Below are 15,860 nucleotides of genomic sequence, written 5' to 3'. Positions count from 1 at the left end.
CATGTCTACCTATGCATTATCATTAAATTAACAATAATTACATGAGAAATTCATTCCTTTTATTGGCACTTGCAGCAACACTTTCAGTGTCGGCGGCCGACGTGACGCCCACTTTCACTGAATGGCAAGACTTGCAGGTAAACGCGGTAAACCGTTTCCCATTGCACACCCAGTTCTTCGCGTATGAGAACCGTGACCTGGCGCTCAAGGGCGTCAAGACCGAGTCGTCCAATTTTCTCTCGCTCGACGGCAAGTGGAAGTTCAAGTTTGTAGAGAACGCCGACCAGCGTCCTACCGACTTCTACAAGACCGACCTCGACGACAGCACATGGGGCGAAATCAACGTTCCCGGCATGTGGGAGCTCCAGGGATATGGCGACCCTGCCTATATCAACGTGGGATATGTCTGGCGCGGCCATTTCAAGAACAACCCGCCCTATACCCCCAACGAGCGCAACCACGTGGGTTCATACCGCCGCATCATCACTATCCCCGCCAACTGGGACGGCAAGCAGGTGATAGCCCACTTCGGCTCTGTCACTTCCAACATGTACCTCTATGTCAACGGACGCTTCGTGGGCTACAGCGAGGACTCCAAGGTGGCTGCCGAGTTCGACATTACCCCTTACATCCATAAGGGTGACAACCTCATTTCATTCCAGACATTCCGCTGGTGTGACGGTTCTTACTCCGAAGACCAGGACTTCTGGCGCCTCAGCGGTGTGGCCCGCGAGAGCTACCTTTACGCCCGCGACGCCGGAGTGCATATCGACGACCTCAGAATTACCCCCGACCTCATCAATGACTACAAGGACGGTACCCTCGAGGTGAAGGTCGACGTGACCGGACGCCCTGTCATCGACTTCGAGCTGCTCAACGCCAACGGCATCACCGTGGCCAAGAGCACTGCCGACTTCAAGCGCCACGCCTACGGCACCATCCGCTTCTCGCTGCGCAATGTCAAGAAGTGGACTGCCGAGACTCCTTACCTTTTCACCCTCGTGGCCACAGTCAAGAACGGCGACAAGGTGACAGAGGTCCTCACCCAGAAGGTGGGCTTCCGCAAGATAGAAATCAAGAACTCGCAGATGCTGGTCAATGGCCAGCCCATTCTCCTCAAGGGCGCCAACCGTCACGAGATTGACCCCGACGGCGGCTACGTGGTAAGCGTGGAGCGCATGTTGCAGGACATCAAGATTATGAAGCAGCTCAACATCAATGCTGTCCGCACCTGTCACTATCCTTCTGACCCCCGCTTCTACGACCTCTGCGACGAGTACGGTATCTATGTCCTCGCCGAGGCCAATCAGGAGAGCCACGGTCTTGGCTACGAAGAGACCGCTTTCTCTCGTAAGCCCGAGTACGCCAAACAGATAATGGAGCGCAATGAGCATAACGTACACATGTATTTCAACCATCCCAGCGTCATTATCTGGTCACTCGGCAACGAGACGGCAGAGAGTGTGAACTTCGAGAATGCCTATAAATGGGTCAAGGAGTTCGACCCCAGCCGTCCCATACATTGGGAGCGCGGCCGCTGGAACTCCGACTCCGACTTCTACTGCCCCATGTACCTCGGCCTGAAGGAGAGTGAGGAGTACTGCAAGCGCACCGACGAGAAGGCCAAGAAGCCTTTCTTCCAGTGCGAGTATGCCCACGCTATGGGCAACAGCCAGGGCAACTTCAAGGAGTACTGGGACATCATCCGCAAGTACCCCAAGTACCAGGGTGGTTTCATCTGGGACTTCGTAGACCAGGCTCTCCGCAAGAAAGACGCCAACGGTGTGGAAATCTTTGCCTATGCCGGCGACTACAACGACTGGGACAGCAATGATGACAAGAACTTCAACAACAATGGCTTCATCAGCCCCGACCGCAAACTCAATCCTCATGCCTACGAGGTCGGTTACCAGTATCAGAACGTATGGGCAAAGGCCATCGACGCCAAGGCTGGCAAGATAGAGGTTTACAATGAGAACTTCTTCCGCAACATCGACAACTACAAGCTGTGCTGGACTCTCCTCGCCGATGGCAAGGCCGTACAGCAGGGCGAGATAGCCAACCTCGATGTGGATCCCCAGCAGAAGGTGGTTTACACTCTGCCCTACAAGCTCGACGGTATCGACGCCAATGCCGAGGTGATGCTCAACATCGACTTCAAGACCAAGACTGCCGAACCTCTCATCGCCAAGGGACAGACCATGGCTTACGCCCAGATAGCCATCGCCGAGAAGGACGCCAAGCCCGAGCTCAACGCCGACGGACTCATCGGCACAGCCAAGGGCAAGGTGAAGGTAGCCAACAAGAAGGGTGTTCCTCTGCTCGTCCAGGGCAGCAACTTCGTGGTAGAGTTCGACCCCGCCACCAGCTACATCCACCGCTACGAGGTCGATGGCGTGTCTATGCTCGGCGAGGGCGGTATGCTGAAGCCCAACTTCTGGCGTGCAGTGACCGACAACGATATGGGTGCCAACCTGCAGCGTCGCTACGTGGTTTGGCGCAACCCCGTCATCAACCTCAAGTCTACCGAGGTCGAGAAGGGCAAGAATTCAGCTTCGGTTAAGGTCGTTTATGATATGCCCGAGGTCAAGGGAACACTTACTCTGTCTTACCTCATTGGTGCCGACGGACAGATACGCGTTACCCAGGACTTCAAGGCCACTCCCGGTGCAGAGGTGGGCAACCTCATGCGCTTCGGTATGAAGCTCGACATGCCTTACCAGATGGACCAGAGCCACTTCTATGGCCTCGGCCCCAACGAGAACTATATCGACCGCTGCTCTTCTCAGCGTCTTGGCATCTATACTCAGACCGCCGACGAGCAGTTCTATCCCTACATACGTCCGCAGGAGACCGGTACAAAGACCGGCATACGCTGGTGGAACCAGACTACCACCGAGGGCAAGGGTCTGAAGATTGTGGCCGACGCGCCCTTCTCTGCCTCTGCGCTCCACTACAACATCTCCGACCTCGACGAGGGCGACAAGAAGAAGCAGCGCCACGCTGCCCAGTTGCCCAAGTCCAAGTACACCGAGCTGTGCATCGACAAGAAGCAAGCCGGAGTGGGTGGTGTAGACTCATGGTCACGCGCGGCTGAAGCCCAGCCCGAGTATCGCCTCAAGTATGGCGACTACAGCGTAACCTTCTGGCTCGTTCCCGTGAAGTAAACCGACCCCAATATCCTTCAAGCCCGCCATCATCGCAACCCAAGCGAAGATGGCGGGCTTTTTGCATCTAATTGCGACGGCGCAGAACACAGAGCGGGCATGGCGATTGACCGCGACGAGCGCCGAGAGGCGGGTGGCGGCGCAGGCGATGCAAGCAGCAGTAAGGGAGTAGCAAGCAACAGCGCGGGCAATGCAGGACATAGTAAGGGATGATGGACGCCACGACGGCACAGCGCAGCCAGCCCGCAAGCAGCGGCAACTCTGAACCGAAGGTCACCGGCGCGGCGCGTGCGGCGCGGAAAGGTAATGGAGTTACGTTTCCCCAGCCCAGGGTTGAGGTGCGCAGCGCCTCTACCCTGGGTATATATATAATAAGGTGTAGCAACTCTGTAGGAGTTGCGATTAGCCGAAGGCGTTATACTCAATCTTATTATTTCCACCAACCCATTTTTGACAATTATCCTGCTATGGGTAACGCCTACGGCTAATCGCAACACTTACAGCGTTGCCACATTAGTGGGGGCAGCTACCCAGGGTAGCGTGCTTCGCCCGCAACCCTGGGCTATGAAATCGCAACTCCTACAGAGTTGCTACAGGGTGCGTTCCGGCTGACAACCAATTACAAAGCCGCACCAACCACGCACACCGCCGCATCAACCACGCACACCGCCACACCAACCAAACACACCGCCGCACCAACCACGCACACCGCCGCACCAACCACGCACACCGCCGCACCAACCACAGTTGGTGGCTCGTATCAATAGGTACGAGGCCGCGCGTCATTTGTTACGAGCCCACGTATCATAAGGCACGAGGTCACGTATCTTATGATACGAGCCGACGATGACAATCACGGTGCTTCCAAACACATGGTTTACAATGGCTATAGGACGCCTCCGCACGAAGGGGATGGAGCGCGGGGAAATCGGGAGGCTGGCAAAACGGGAACGTAGGGCGCTGCCCACGATACGGGGGACCACCACGCCACATGCCTCCCTCACCACAAGGCATCAAAAAAATATCCGCAATGCCTGGGGTGATGGCATTGCGGACAATGGAGTCGGTAGTAACGGGCGTCACGTGGCGCCTGTACTATATAATAAGGTAAGCCTTAGTGGCAGAAACGCACCTGGACATCGTTGCCCTTGTCGTCCATGACGCGCAGACGCAGCTGACCACCGTTGTGGTCGAAGTAGCGGGCATAGATAGGGTGGAGACCGCGGCGCATGGCGTGCTGGCCGATGATTTCGCGCGGGCTGTGCTCGCCATCATTGTCTGCTACCATCGTATCGTCTATCTTCAGATAGCTGCCGTCGTCAGAGAGCAGGGCGAAGGTATAGATGCCGTCGGCGGGAATGTCGATATATCCGTTGAAGATAAGTCCGATATTGCCCTTTGCCTCGGCGGGTATCTGGATGCCGGTGGTAACATAGGTGCCGTTGAGCGCTGCCTGGTCTATGCCGGCACAGTCGCGTCCGTCATAGTCGTGCCATGCCACCTGCAGTCCTTCCTTCAGACTGTCGGCGGTCACAGCCGGTGCCAGGTCTTCCTTGACATAGCTGCACTTCACCATATCACCCTTGCGGTTGTCGGGGCCGAAGGTGCGGAAGGTGAAATGCGTGGTCTCGGTGATGGTCATCGGTCCGGCATAGAGCTGTGCGTTGACGCCGGGTATGCTACCGTCGGTGGTGTAGCGTATGGTGGCCGAGGGGTCGGCACACTTGACATCGACCACGCCCTTGTCGGTGAAGACATTGACATTATAGAAGCCAGTGAGGTCGGGTATGCGATAGGTGACACCCATCTTCTGCAGACGGGGCAGATGGGCGACGAGGCGGCTGGTGAAGTTGTCGATATTCATGGTCTGGGGCTTGCTCCATCCCAGCTCGGCGGTGGCTATCACACGTGGGAACGCCTGATACCACACGCGGTTCATCGTGGGCACCCATTCGGTCCAGAGGTTGGCCTGCACACCCAGCACCAGCTGCTGCTCCTTGGCGTCGAGTCCCTTGACGGGGTCAAAGCGGTAGATGGCGGGGATGGAGTTGCGGTCTTCCTGATAGTCGATGTAGAACTCGGAGTTGGGCGAGCATATCAGCGCATTGCCATGCGAGGTGGTCTGCTTGGGCGAGTCGGCAGCCCATGAGCGCCACCACATCACGGCCGAGTTGGCGGTGAGTCCGCCGGCGATAATCTCGTCCCAGCCTATCATGGTCTTGCCGTGGGCGGTGAAGAAGTCCTCCATATAGTGGTTGAACCATGCCTGCAGCTGTGGCTCGGTCGTGAGGTGATGGTCCTTCATACGCTTCTGGCAGTCGGGGCAGGTCTTCCAGTTTTTCATGTCGACCTCGTCGCCGCCGATGTGTACGTAGCGCGATGGGAAGAGGTCGAAGACCTCGCTCCACACGTTCTTGCAGAACTCGAGCATGGTGTCCTTGCCCGGGCACATAGGCGTGGTGAAGAGCTTGCCCCATCCCGTCTGCTTGAAGCACGACAGTCCGTCGTAGTTGTCGATGGCCATCAGGCTGTGGCCGGGCATATCTATCTCGGGGATAATCTCGATGCCACGCACCTGGGCATAAGCCACGATGTCGCGCACCTGCTGCTGGGTGTAGAAGCCACCATAGAGGGTGCGTCCCTTATCATCGCGGCGCGTACGGGCAACAGGAACCTGCAGGTCGGGTGCATCTTCCTCGGCGGCACGCTTCATGCACACGGTATCCTGGTTGTTGTAGATGCGCCATGCACCACGCTCGGTGAGGAGTGGATAGCGCTTAATCTCGATGCGCCATCCCTGGTCGTCGGTGAGGTGCCAGTGCATCTTGTCTATCTTGTAGAGCGCCAGCACGTCAAGCAGCTTGTAGACCTCGTCGACGGTAAAGAAGTGGCGGGAGCAGTCGAGCTCCATGCCACGCCACTCGAAGCGTGGCGCGTCGGTGATGGTCACACAGGGCACCGTCCACGTGCGTGCCACCACCTGCTGTGACTCGATGTCGTCGGGCAGCAGCTGGCGCAGGGTGGCTATGGCGTTGATGACGCCACGGTAGGTGTCGCCCTCGATGGTCACTCCCTTGCCGGTGACGCTGAGGCGATAGGCACCGGCATTGCCCTCATTGGCAAGGGTAAGGCGGATGTCGCCCTTGCCATTTTTGACGGCAAAGCGATAGCCCGTGGCGCGGCTGAGCATCTGGCTGAGATACTCGGCGGCAGGCCGCAGCTGTGCATTGTCGCAACCGATGGTTGCACTCTTCTTGATGGTCCACGCTCCTGTGCCCACCGTCATCTGGTCGGGTACGGGAATGATGGCGGGCTGCTGTGCCATAGCCGTAGCGCCGGCAAACAACAGGCAGCAGACCAATGCTTTCTTTATACTTATCTTCATATCTTTAGGTTTTATGCTACAAAGTTAGCACAAACGGCGTGAAGAACAAAAGGAAATCAGTCCTTTTTTCTTCCGGGATGCACAGATGGGTTGCCACAGCACTGCCCTCACCGACAGAATGTCAACAAAAAACGAGCAAAAACGTAAGAAATATCGCCATGGGCTTGGTCGGTACGACGGTTTGCACTATCTTTGCATAAGATAGGCTGCACCTCAGCCATCAAGCGAGCTTATGGCGTTCGGTTTGCACTATCTTTGCATAAGATAGGCTGCACCTCAGCCATTAAGCGAGCTTATGGAGTTCGGTTTGCACTATCTTTGCAAAATATCATCTAACGCAAATCATTCTACTATGACCAGAAAACCTGTAATCATCATGCTCACAGCCGCCCTGTTGATGTCGGTGGCTGCCTGGGGCCAGAGCCTGCCCAAGTTCAAATTCGGCGAACCCACCATGGAAGAACTGAAGATGACCACCTACGACAAAGACTCATCGGCGGCAGCCGTGGTGCTGCTCAACCTGCGCGATGTGGGCTTTCGCCTCGACGGCGGCGACATCACCGAAGTCACCACCAACCGCTTCCGCATCAAGATACTCAAGGACGCCGGCAAGGACTATGCCAACGTAGACCACGTGCTCTACAACAGCCAGGGCGCCAAGGGCCATGAGAAGATTTTCGGCATCAAGGCAGTCGCCGTAAACCTCGAGAACGGCAAGGTGGTCAAGACCAAGATGAAGAGCGACATGATATTCACAGAGAAGCTCGACGAATACCACGACCGCGTCAAGTTTACCATCCCCCAGGCCAAGGTAGGGTCGGTCATCGAGTACGAATACAACGTGAGCAGCGACCTCTACTACCAGATGGACGACTGGAACGCCCAACAACCCATCCCCGTGGTACACGCAAGATATACATCCATCATTCCCGAGTGGCTGCTGTTCAGGTATGAACTGCGCGGACCTGGTCTGCTGCAACCCATCCTGGGCGATGGGCTCGTAGCGCGCAGTGACGTGATACAGACCACCAGCAAGAACTATGTCTATGTGGGCAACAACATGCCTGCCGTCAAAGGCGACGACTACGTGTGGTGCAAGAGAGACTACATGGCCCGCATCACCGCCGAGCTCACAGCCACCAACTTCCCCTATGTGGGCTACAAGGACTTCGGAGAGACCTGGGAGCGCATAGACGAGATGCTGCGCAAGGCCGACTGGTTTGGCAGCAAGTTTGGAAGCAAAAGCCCTTACTGTGACGAAATCAAGGAGAAGGGCATAGACAAGATAGCCGATACAGAGCAACGTGCTGCAGCGGTGCTGCGACTGCTCTTCAGCCACCTCAAGTGGAACGAGACGTTCGAGTTGAGCCCACAGTCGATGGCGAAGACCGCCAAGGCGGGCACAGGCTCCAACGCCGACATCAACCTGATAATGGTCAACATGCTGCGCGACGCCGGCATCGAGGCGGTGCCCGTGGTGATGCGCCTACGCAACACCGGCACGCTGCCCGTGACCTACCCCAGCATGGACAAACTCAACACCTTTGTGGTGGGAATACCCATGGGCGAAGGCAAGATGATGTATGCCGACGCCTCGTCGGAGAAAGGCTTCCTCAACGCGTTCACTCCCTCTCTGTATGTCAACAAGGCGCGCATCCTGAGCAAGGGCGAGGGCGAGAAGTGGGTAGACCTGCAGCTCATAGGCAAAGCCAACGAAAGCAATGTAGTGACGGCAGCGATAGACGTCAACGGCGAACTCAAGGGCAAGGTCAAGGCCGTACACCGAGGCACGGGCGCTTATATGTTCCGCTCCCACTATGCGCAAGCCAAGGACGAGAAGGAATATGTGACCGACAAGGAGGAGGACTACAACATCAGTATAGCCGACTACAAGACCACCGACGCCAAGGAGTTTGGCGACGAGGCGAGCGAGGACTACACCTTTACCCGCAAGGGTGAAGCCACAGACGACCACATCTACATCTCGCCCATCATCTACCCCATGGTCAAGAGCAACCCGTTCACCGACGCCACCCGCCAGATGCCCATAGAGTTTCCCTTCATCCATACCGAGCGCACCCTCTACACCATCACCATCCCCGAGGGTTGGGAGGTAGAGGAACTGCCCAAGAGCGTGAACATCGCTACCCAGGGGCGCGAGATGACGGCACGCATCGTCTGCGGTGTAGCCAACAATGTCATCAAGTGTAACACCATCTTCAAAATCAACAAGGTATTCTTTGCCAACAACCGCTACGACGAGGTGAAGACATTCTTCGCCAACATCGTGGAGCGTAGCAAAGACCTCATAGTACTAAAGAAGAAGCCATGAGAATCATCACGCTTATCGCCGCAGTCACGGCATGGGCTGCCGCGGCATGGGCAGAGCCCACGGCGCAGATACGCAAGCAGACAGTGCACATCGACGTAATCTCGCAGAGCGAATACCGCATGACCGAGCACACCGAGGTGGTGATATACAAGGAGACCATGAGCCAGCTGGCCAACTTCTACACCACGCTCGACAAGTCGGAGAAGATTGAACGCTTCGCCTGCGTGGTCGAAGGGGTAAACAGCAAGTTCAACAAGAAATACAAAGCCGGCGACCTGAAGTATTCGGAATACTCGGGAGACATGGTCACCGACCTGAAGAGCGTGGAACTGAGCATAGACCTGCCTCTCTACCCCATCGTGGTGACCACCGATGTGACCTACCACCGCACGGACAACACCATAAGCTATCCGCCCTTCTTGCCCATACCCGCCTATGACACCGAGGTCAAGGAGGCTACCTACATGATAGACTTCCCGGCATCGATGAATCTGCGCTATGTGGCTATGGACACCGACATGAAGCCCGTGGAGAGCACCACGCCCAAGGGGAAGAAACGCTGGACTTTCACGCTCGCCAACCAGGGCGAGATAGTCTATGAGGAGTTCAGCAAACCGCTGCTGCGGCAGATTCCCAAAGTGCTCTTCGTGCCAGAAAGACTTGATTATTACGGCACACAAGGCAGCATGAAGTCGTGGGAAGAGTTTGGACTGTGGATCAACAGCCTCTGCCAGGGCATGGACGTGCTGCCCGACGACGCCCGGGCCAAGGTGCACGAGCTCACCGACACCTGTGCCACCGACTGGGACAAGGTGAGGGTGCTCTACAACCTGCTGCGCCGCCACACCCGCTATGTGAGCATCCAGCTGGGTATCGGCGGCTACCGCCCGCTGGCTGCCGAGTTTGTGTGGCGCAAAGGCTTCGGCGACTGCAAGGCACTTACCAATCTGATGAAGGCCATGCTGGCAGAAGCGGGCGTGGCTTCGACCTATACGCTCATCAGCACCAAGTATGACAGGCTCATCGACCTGCCCAACTTCCAGCAGCTCAACCACGTCATCCTCAAGGTGCCCACCTCCAAAGGGGTGATATGGATGGAGTGTACCAACCCAGAGATACCTCTGGGCTATACCCACGACGACATAGCGGGACACGAGGCGGTAGAGATAAGCGACAAGGGCGGACACAGAGTCATCCTGCCCGACTATGCCGATACACTCAATCTGCGCACTACCAAGGTGAAGACCGTTTTCCGCCCCGACGGCACCGGCAGCATAAACATCATCGACAGCTATAGCTGTCATCGCTACACCAGGCTCTATGGCTGGCTCAAGAAGAGCGAGAAAGACCGCATCAATGCGGCTGCAAGGGCTTACAGTCTGCCCTTTGGCAACATAAAGCGGGCTGTGGCGAGGATGGGCTACCGCAAGGGCGAGGGCGGGCGTGGTCTCCTGCCCCTCATCTCAGCCTCGGTCGAAGCCGACCAGGTGCAGATAGCCACCAGCACGCGTGCCCGCCTCTTTGCCTCCATCAACCCGCTGCACGGCAACTTCGTCCCGAGCCACATAGCGCGCGACCGCAAGCACGAGATCTACATAGATCAAGGCTTCAAGAACGTGGAGATTATCGAGATGACGCTGCCCGAGGGATGTATGTTAGAAGCCACGCCCAAGCCGGTAAGCATAAGCAACGAGATAGGCTCCTTCACATCAACCGTAAGCGTAGAGGGGCGCACCGTCAAGCAGACCAACACCCTCATCCTGCACCGCGGCACCTATCCCGCCGCCAAGGCACAGCTGCTGGACGACCTCGACAGCGCCGCCGACACAGTCTACAAAGGCAAAGTGATACTCAAGCGCCCATAGAGGGCTGCTGGTTGGGTGGTAGTAACAGTTGCAGCAGCAACAATCAGAACAATCAGAGAGACATTGATAAAAGGGGTGCCTGGTCTTCATATCGACCAGGCACCCCTTAATATTGAACCCCTACGGTCATTAGCCCGTTAGGTGTATTCTTGCTTATCTATCAGTTGGCTACATATACGCCTAATTCGGCAAGACTTGATACTGAAGAAGAGCCACTCTCAATAGAGAGGCGTATGTAGCGTGCTGACACACCACCATAGAACGAACAGTACTGGTAACCTCCGTTCTTGGGCATTTCGCTCTCTGTGACGGTACCAGCCTCATCCCAGTTGACACCATCTTTGCTCAACTCAATCTTGACAGCAGAGAAATAGTACTCATCATACCACCATCCGCCATACCAGGACTTGTAGTAGCGTGAGAATCGGAAACCGCTGACAGACTTATTGCCGCCCATATCCACGATGACTACCTTGGTCTTGCCATCATTGCCGTCGGCACGGAGACCAGCGCCATTGGTCAGGTCACCATCAAAGAGTTCGCTGGCGGTAATATCTACACCGCTGTCATACTTAACATTCCAACCAGTATAATCAGTAAGGAGAGTTCCTACAACGTCATCTTTAGAAGAAATATCCTTGACGAGTTTGGTCTCTGTGTTCACGATGAGATAACCTACGCCACGCTCCTCGCTGCCCTTAAGTTCTCCCTCGGCAGAACCTATCTTGACAGCCATCATATAGGCCTTCTCGGTGAGCGAAGCCAGAGCACTCTCATTGAGAGTTACCTTCACGGTATCGCTTGCATCCGTCTTTCCTGCTTCTACCGTGACGTTCTGGTTCTCGAATGTAACGGCAGACTCGGGAAGAGCAACATAAGAAGTGTTATGCTCGGCATTGTAGGCTTCAACCAGGCTGGGATCTGAGACTACATATACCTTGCAATTCTGGCTTGGGGCACGCTGCACTTTTACAGGGAATTCGCCCTTGAGCGAACCGAAGTCACCTACCGGAGTATGAGCAACCGTACCTGTAAAGGTATTGTTGGCGTTAGCCTTGAAGTAAACGAGGTTGTTGGGATTGCCCACCACGTCATATACGGTGTCGCTCGAGCATGATGCCATCGTGATGCCGGCTACTGCCAAGACACCGAGGGCTGCTGATTTGATTATATTTTTCATTGTTACTATCCTCCTTTGATTACTCAGAACACTTGTTGTTTTCGTCTATGCCCCAAGAGATACCCTGATAAGCATCGGTTGTAGCTGAGAGATTACCGCTCTCGTTCTTGTCGCGCACGGTATTCTTCCAGTCCATGTCATAACCGTGGTTAGAAACGTCCTTGATGACATAGCCCTCTGTCTGGTTCATCTTCCAGTAAGCCACGAGACCATCAGAGTTGGGGTCTACGCCACAGAGAGTGGTAGCGATGGTGCTGGGAGAGAGGGCCTTGTTCCACAGACGAATCTCAGCCAGACGACCGCTGAAGTACTGGCTGGCATAGTAGTTACCCCAAGACATACCCAGCTCGAAACGCTGGAAGGGAGTAGACTTGCCTGATACAGACGCATTGGCATCGGGTGAGGGGTTGTCATCTACATACATATTGAAGTCGGAGCCGTTGTAGGTACAGGTCACGAGATACCAGCGACGGGCAGCAAAGTGAGTGGTAGAGAACATACCGCCACCGGGATAAATCCACTGGAGGATGTCGCCACCAGCAGAACCAGACTCACCAAAGCGGAACATATTGGCCATTTCCTCATTGGCACCCTCGATAGCCAGCACACGCTGGATGTTACCGGCATATCCGAAGCCATTGGCATAGAACTTGAACTGGATGGTGTAGTTGCCCAGGTCTACCTTCTTGCTCTCATCAAAGATGAAGTTGGATGAAGCGGTAGAGGTGTATGACATATGGTGGAAGTTGAGCACACGTGAGATGCGGATGAAGAGAGTGCGCGAAGCCTCAACGACATCCAGATTGCCACCAGATACGGCCTTGATGGTAACAGGAATCATGTAGCTGCGTCCCTCGACAAATGACTCGGTGCTTACCACCTTGACAGCAGTGGCTGTAGATACAGCGCTACCAGCCTTGATGGTTACCTCGCTGTTCTCGAGTTCTACACAGTCCAATGGTATGCCATAGTAAGAGCTACCATTCTTAAGGTTGTACTGCGATACCAATGCAGTATCGATGGCGAGTGAAACCTTGACATCACTTTCTACCTTGCTGGTTGCCTGGATAGAGATAGGATACGAAGAAGGGGTATCCTCAACCACAAATTTCTGAACGGGAGTAACCTCGGTACCTACTACCAGAAGTCCGTTCTTGCCATAATCGAAGTCGTCGCCCTCAGCATTACAGCCGGTCAGTACTGTACCGCCTGCCATGAGCAGCAGGGCTGCCGACATTAAACTATACTTGATATTCATTATTGTTTCTGTTTATTGTAGTGTTGATACATTTATTTATTCAACGCGGGATTCATAATCTGAATGGCCTCACGCAGAGCCTGATAGGGCTGTCCATTCTTAGACTGGTTGTAGTTGAAACGGGTAGAGTAGCTACCTACGCCGCCCTTATGACCCTTTGCGGGCTCCCAGCGGGCATAGTTCCAGATCATGCCTCCGTCGGGTTTCTGATGAAACGCCTCGATGTAGAGGTGCTTCTCCTCGGGCCAGCCAGCGGGAGCGCCCATGCCGGTAGCACCCTGGCCGCTATATGCCTGCTTGATGAGGTAGTCGCAATAGGGTTCGCAGTTGTCACCGGGGGACCTACCGAAATAGTCTATCATGAACAGCTTCTCTGCCCACTTGCCTTCGGGACCGAAATACTTGTTGCACTCATCGGCAACGATGTACATAGAGTTGCTGTCCCATCCCTCGTAGTCGAAGTCTACGCCATCGAGACCAGATTTTACCACGGTATCGACAGCCCATCGGGCATAGGCACGCAGAGCTTCCTCGCTACGGTCTTCACGCAGGTCTACGATGGTGTTCTGGTCTACATTCATATTCTCGTCACGATACCACACGGCGTGGTTCCAGTTAGAGGCATCGGCATGGAACACAAAGCGTGTACCCAGTTTCTCCTGGCAGTAGCGCATATCAGCGTAAGCCACAGGATGGGTCTCTGGGGTAGGAATACCTATCCAGAGGTTGCAGATATCGAGCGAGTCGGGCAGTCCGACGAGACGCTCGCCCCAAGAGGCGGGGTCCTTGCTACCTTCCACACCCTCGAGAGGTGCCCAGTTCTGATAGTAAACATAGCAGATCTCGTGGTCGCTCTTCTTGTACGCACGGAGATTCTTGTAATATTGCTCGTCATAGGTCTTCAAACCCTGAACGGTATTGGCCTCGGTGTCGGTATCACAGCTTGTGAGACCCCCAAACACCATAGAGGCTACTACGGCAGCGCTGAAAAATATTCTGAATTTCATATTGGTTCTATCTTTAATATACATTATTAATATTAATGTGACTTCTTGTCCCACCAGAGAGTGGTGCCACCGTTGTCGCCGGTACCATTGTTAGACTCGCCGTTGAGTACGCTTACTGCTGAGTTGACAGCAGCGCTGTTGGTGGTGTACTCTGACTGTGGATAAGGCAGTCGGCGTATCTGTACGCTGGTGCTTATCTTGCCATTGCTGTCATTGCGTACCACGGGGAACAGCTTGGGATAACCTGTACGACGGAATTCAGACCATCCTTCAGGGCCATCGGGATACATAGCTATCCACTTCTGGGTGATGATGCGCTCGAGGTTCTTCTCAAAGCCAGCGCTCTCGTCCCAAGCGATGGTGATAGAACTGGGAGAAGCGGCATCGTTGCCGTCGCCGGTCTTGTCTTCATAGGCAGCGGGAGTCAGTTCGTCGTTGGCGAGATAGTTGTCAGCGCCAGAGACGCCAGCCTCCTGGAAAGAGATTTTCACACCAGCCTCATAGAAGTGCTGGGCTGTACCACCCATGTTCCAGCCACGCAGAGCGCCCTCGGCACGGAGGAAGTAGCTCTCGGCAGCTGTCATCCACACGATAGGAGTTGTGGTCTTGTCGATATTGAGCTTGGAAATCTTGGCTCCGGCATAGGCACTGACCTTAGAGCTGATGTTGCCCGTACCACAGCGCACACCATGATAGCCACCGTCGTCGGCAGCAGTCTTAAAGTAGGCGGTACGACGGGGGTCGTTGTAACCGTTCATGTAAGAGTCCATGGCTGCACTCATACGGATTTCACCGGCATTGAAGGTCTCCTGCATATCATAGTTGGGATGATAGTAGTTGAGCTTGCTGTGGAGCAGTTCGGCGTGTTCGTCTACAGCCTCGATGACGCCGATGACATTGTTGATGGATTTTTCTGCCTCGGTCTTGGCGAGGACTGCATCGGCATAAGCCACACGGATGGCAAGACGCAGACGCAGAGTGTTGGCAAACTTGACCCAGTTCTTGACACTGCCATCATAGACATTGTCGTAGTCCTGCATCAGAGTAGCACCGGCGCTGGCCAGAGGAGTGAGCACGTCGATGGCATCGTCGAGCTCGGCAAAGAACTTCTTGTACACTTCCTGCTGGCTGTCGAAGGCAGTTCCCAGCGAACCGCTACCATAATTGATATAAGGTATAGGGCCATAGGTGTCGGTGACACGGTGCATAGCCTCAACCTTGATGATGTCTGCCAGAGCCTTGATTTCGGGCTGGTTGCCCTTCTCGGCTGCCTTTACCAGACTCTGCCATGCGGGCATGACGCGAGAGAATGGCTTGGTAAACATCTGCTCATACCATGTCATCTTGTAAGTACCGTTGTGAGAGCCGCTGGCCCAGGTACCGGTCGGACCGATATAGCCTGAATAGAGGTCATGAGAGAGACCCTGGCAGACCTGATAGTCAGAAGACTCGTTGCCGGCACCGTCCTTATAGAGCACCACATTGTTCTGCATCTGGGTGAAGAAGGCACCTGTGCTCAGGTTGTCTTTCTCCATATCTTTGTCGTGAGCCTCATTGGGATTGGTATTGATATCCTCAAACGAGTTGGTACATGCTGTAGCCAAGCTCATGGTAAAGGCTCCTATCAATGTATATTTGATGATTGATTTCATAGTGTATTATCTCC

The 15,860-nt window shown here is 55.0% G+C and carries 8 protein-coding genes; 3 read left to right on the top strand and 5 right to left on the bottom strand.

The window, feature by feature from the left end:
- The first annotated feature begins 41 nt into the window (after nucleotides 1-41).
- Complete coding sequence (locus CIK94_RS11130) at nucleotides 42-3,167, top strand: glycoside hydrolase family 2 TIM barrel-domain containing protein (protein ID WP_094423071.1); 3,126 nt, start codon at nucleotides 42-44, stop codon at nucleotides 3,165-3,167.
- A 1,114-nt stretch (nucleotides 3,168-4,281) separates the two neighbouring features.
- Here the strand turns inward: CIK94_RS11130 and CIK94_RS11125 are convergent.
- Complete coding sequence (locus CIK94_RS11125) at nucleotides 4,282-6,552, bottom strand: family 20 glycosylhydrolase (RefSeq protein ID WP_094389343.1); 2,271 nt, start codon at nucleotides 6,550-6,552, stop codon at nucleotides 4,282-4,284.
- Nucleotides 6,553-6,904: 352 nt separating this feature from the next.
- Between CIK94_RS11125 and CIK94_RS11120 the strand changes: the two genes are divergently transcribed.
- Together CIK94_RS11120 and CIK94_RS11115 are read left to right on the top strand one after the other, a co-directional pair.
- On the top strand, nucleotides 6,905-8,884 hold the full coding sequence (locus CIK94_RS11120) for a DUF3857 domain-containing protein (protein WP_158216566.1): 1,980 nt from the start codon (nucleotides 6,905-6,907) through the stop codon (nucleotides 8,882-8,884).
- Nucleotides 8,881-10,749 (top strand): transglutaminase family protein, encoded by a 1,869-nt coding sequence (locus CIK94_RS11115; RefSeq protein WP_094423069.1) that lies wholly within the window; start codon nucleotides 8,881-8,883, stop codon nucleotides 10,747-10,749. Before CIK94_RS11120 ends, CIK94_RS11115 begins: the two co-directional genes overlap by 4 nt.
- 160 nt (nucleotides 10,750-10,909) lie before the next feature.
- Here CIK94_RS11115 and CIK94_RS11110 read toward each other — a convergent pair whose 3' ends face one another.
- From CIK94_RS11110 to CIK94_RS11095, 4 genes are read right to left on the bottom strand one after another with little or no spacing between them, the layout of a single operon-like run.
- Complete coding sequence (locus tag CIK94_RS11110; protein WP_094387071.1) at nucleotides 10,910-11,929, bottom strand: BT_3987 domain-containing protein; 1,020 nt, start codon at nucleotides 11,927-11,929, stop codon at nucleotides 10,910-10,912.
- Between the two features lie 19 nt (nucleotides 11,930-11,948).
- Entirely contained in the window at nucleotides 11,949-13,187 is a 1,239-nt protein-coding gene (locus tag CIK94_RS11105; RefSeq protein WP_094389346.1) for a BT_3987 domain-containing protein, read from the bottom strand.
- A gap of 32 nt (nucleotides 13,188-13,219) precedes the next feature.
- Nucleotides 13,220-14,194, bottom strand: coding sequence for a glycoside hydrolase family 18 (locus CIK94_RS11100; RefSeq protein WP_254046208.1), 975 nt, complete (start codon nucleotides 14,192-14,194; stop codon nucleotides 13,220-13,222).
- A gap of 32 nt (nucleotides 14,195-14,226) precedes the next feature.
- Nucleotides 14,227-15,846, bottom strand: a complete 1,620-nt coding sequence (locus CIK94_RS11095; protein ID WP_094423068.1) for a RagB/SusD family nutrient uptake outer membrane protein — start codon at nucleotides 15,844-15,846, stop codon at nucleotides 14,227-14,229.
- Nucleotides 15,847-15,860: the final 14 nt, after the last annotated feature.

This window comes from Prevotella sp. P4-51, assembly GCF_002251455.1.
Classification (GTDB): Bacteria; Bacteroidota; Bacteroidia; order Bacteroidales; family Bacteroidaceae; genus Prevotella.
The sequence above is the reverse complement of the archived record's forward strand: the minus strand, read 5'-3'. Positions and strand labels throughout refer to the sequence as shown.

Coding starts and splice junctions, on each gene's coding strand:
- CIK94_RS11100 (WP_254046208.1), bottom strand. CDS start 14,194: ATGAAATTCAGAATATTTTTCAGCGCTGCCGTAGTAGCCTCTATGGTG.
- CIK94_RS11095 (WP_094423068.1), bottom strand. CDS start 15,846: ATGAAATCAATCATCAAATATACATTGATAGGAGCCTTTACCATGAGC.
- CIK94_RS11105 (WP_094389346.1), bottom strand. CDS start 13,187: ATGAATATCAAGTATAGTTTAATGTCGGCAGCCCTGCTGCTCATGGCA.
- CIK94_RS11115 (WP_094423069.1), top strand. CDS start 8,881: ATGAGAATCATCACGCTTATCGCCGCAGTCACGGCATGGGCTGCCGCG.
- CIK94_RS11110 (WP_094387071.1), bottom strand. CDS start 11,929: ATGAAAAATATAATCAAATCAGCAGCCCTCGGTGTCTTGGCAGTAGCC.
- CIK94_RS11125 (WP_094389343.1), bottom strand. CDS start 6,552: ATGAAGATAAGTATAAAGAAAGCATTGGTCTGCTGCCTGTTGTTTGCC.
- CIK94_RS11130 (WP_094423071.1), top strand. CDS start 42: ATGAGAAATTCATTCCTTTTATTGGCACTTGCAGCAACACTTTCAGTG.
- CIK94_RS11120 (WP_158216566.1), top strand. CDS start 6,905: ATGACCAGAAAACCTGTAATCATCATGCTCACAGCCGCCCTGTTGATG.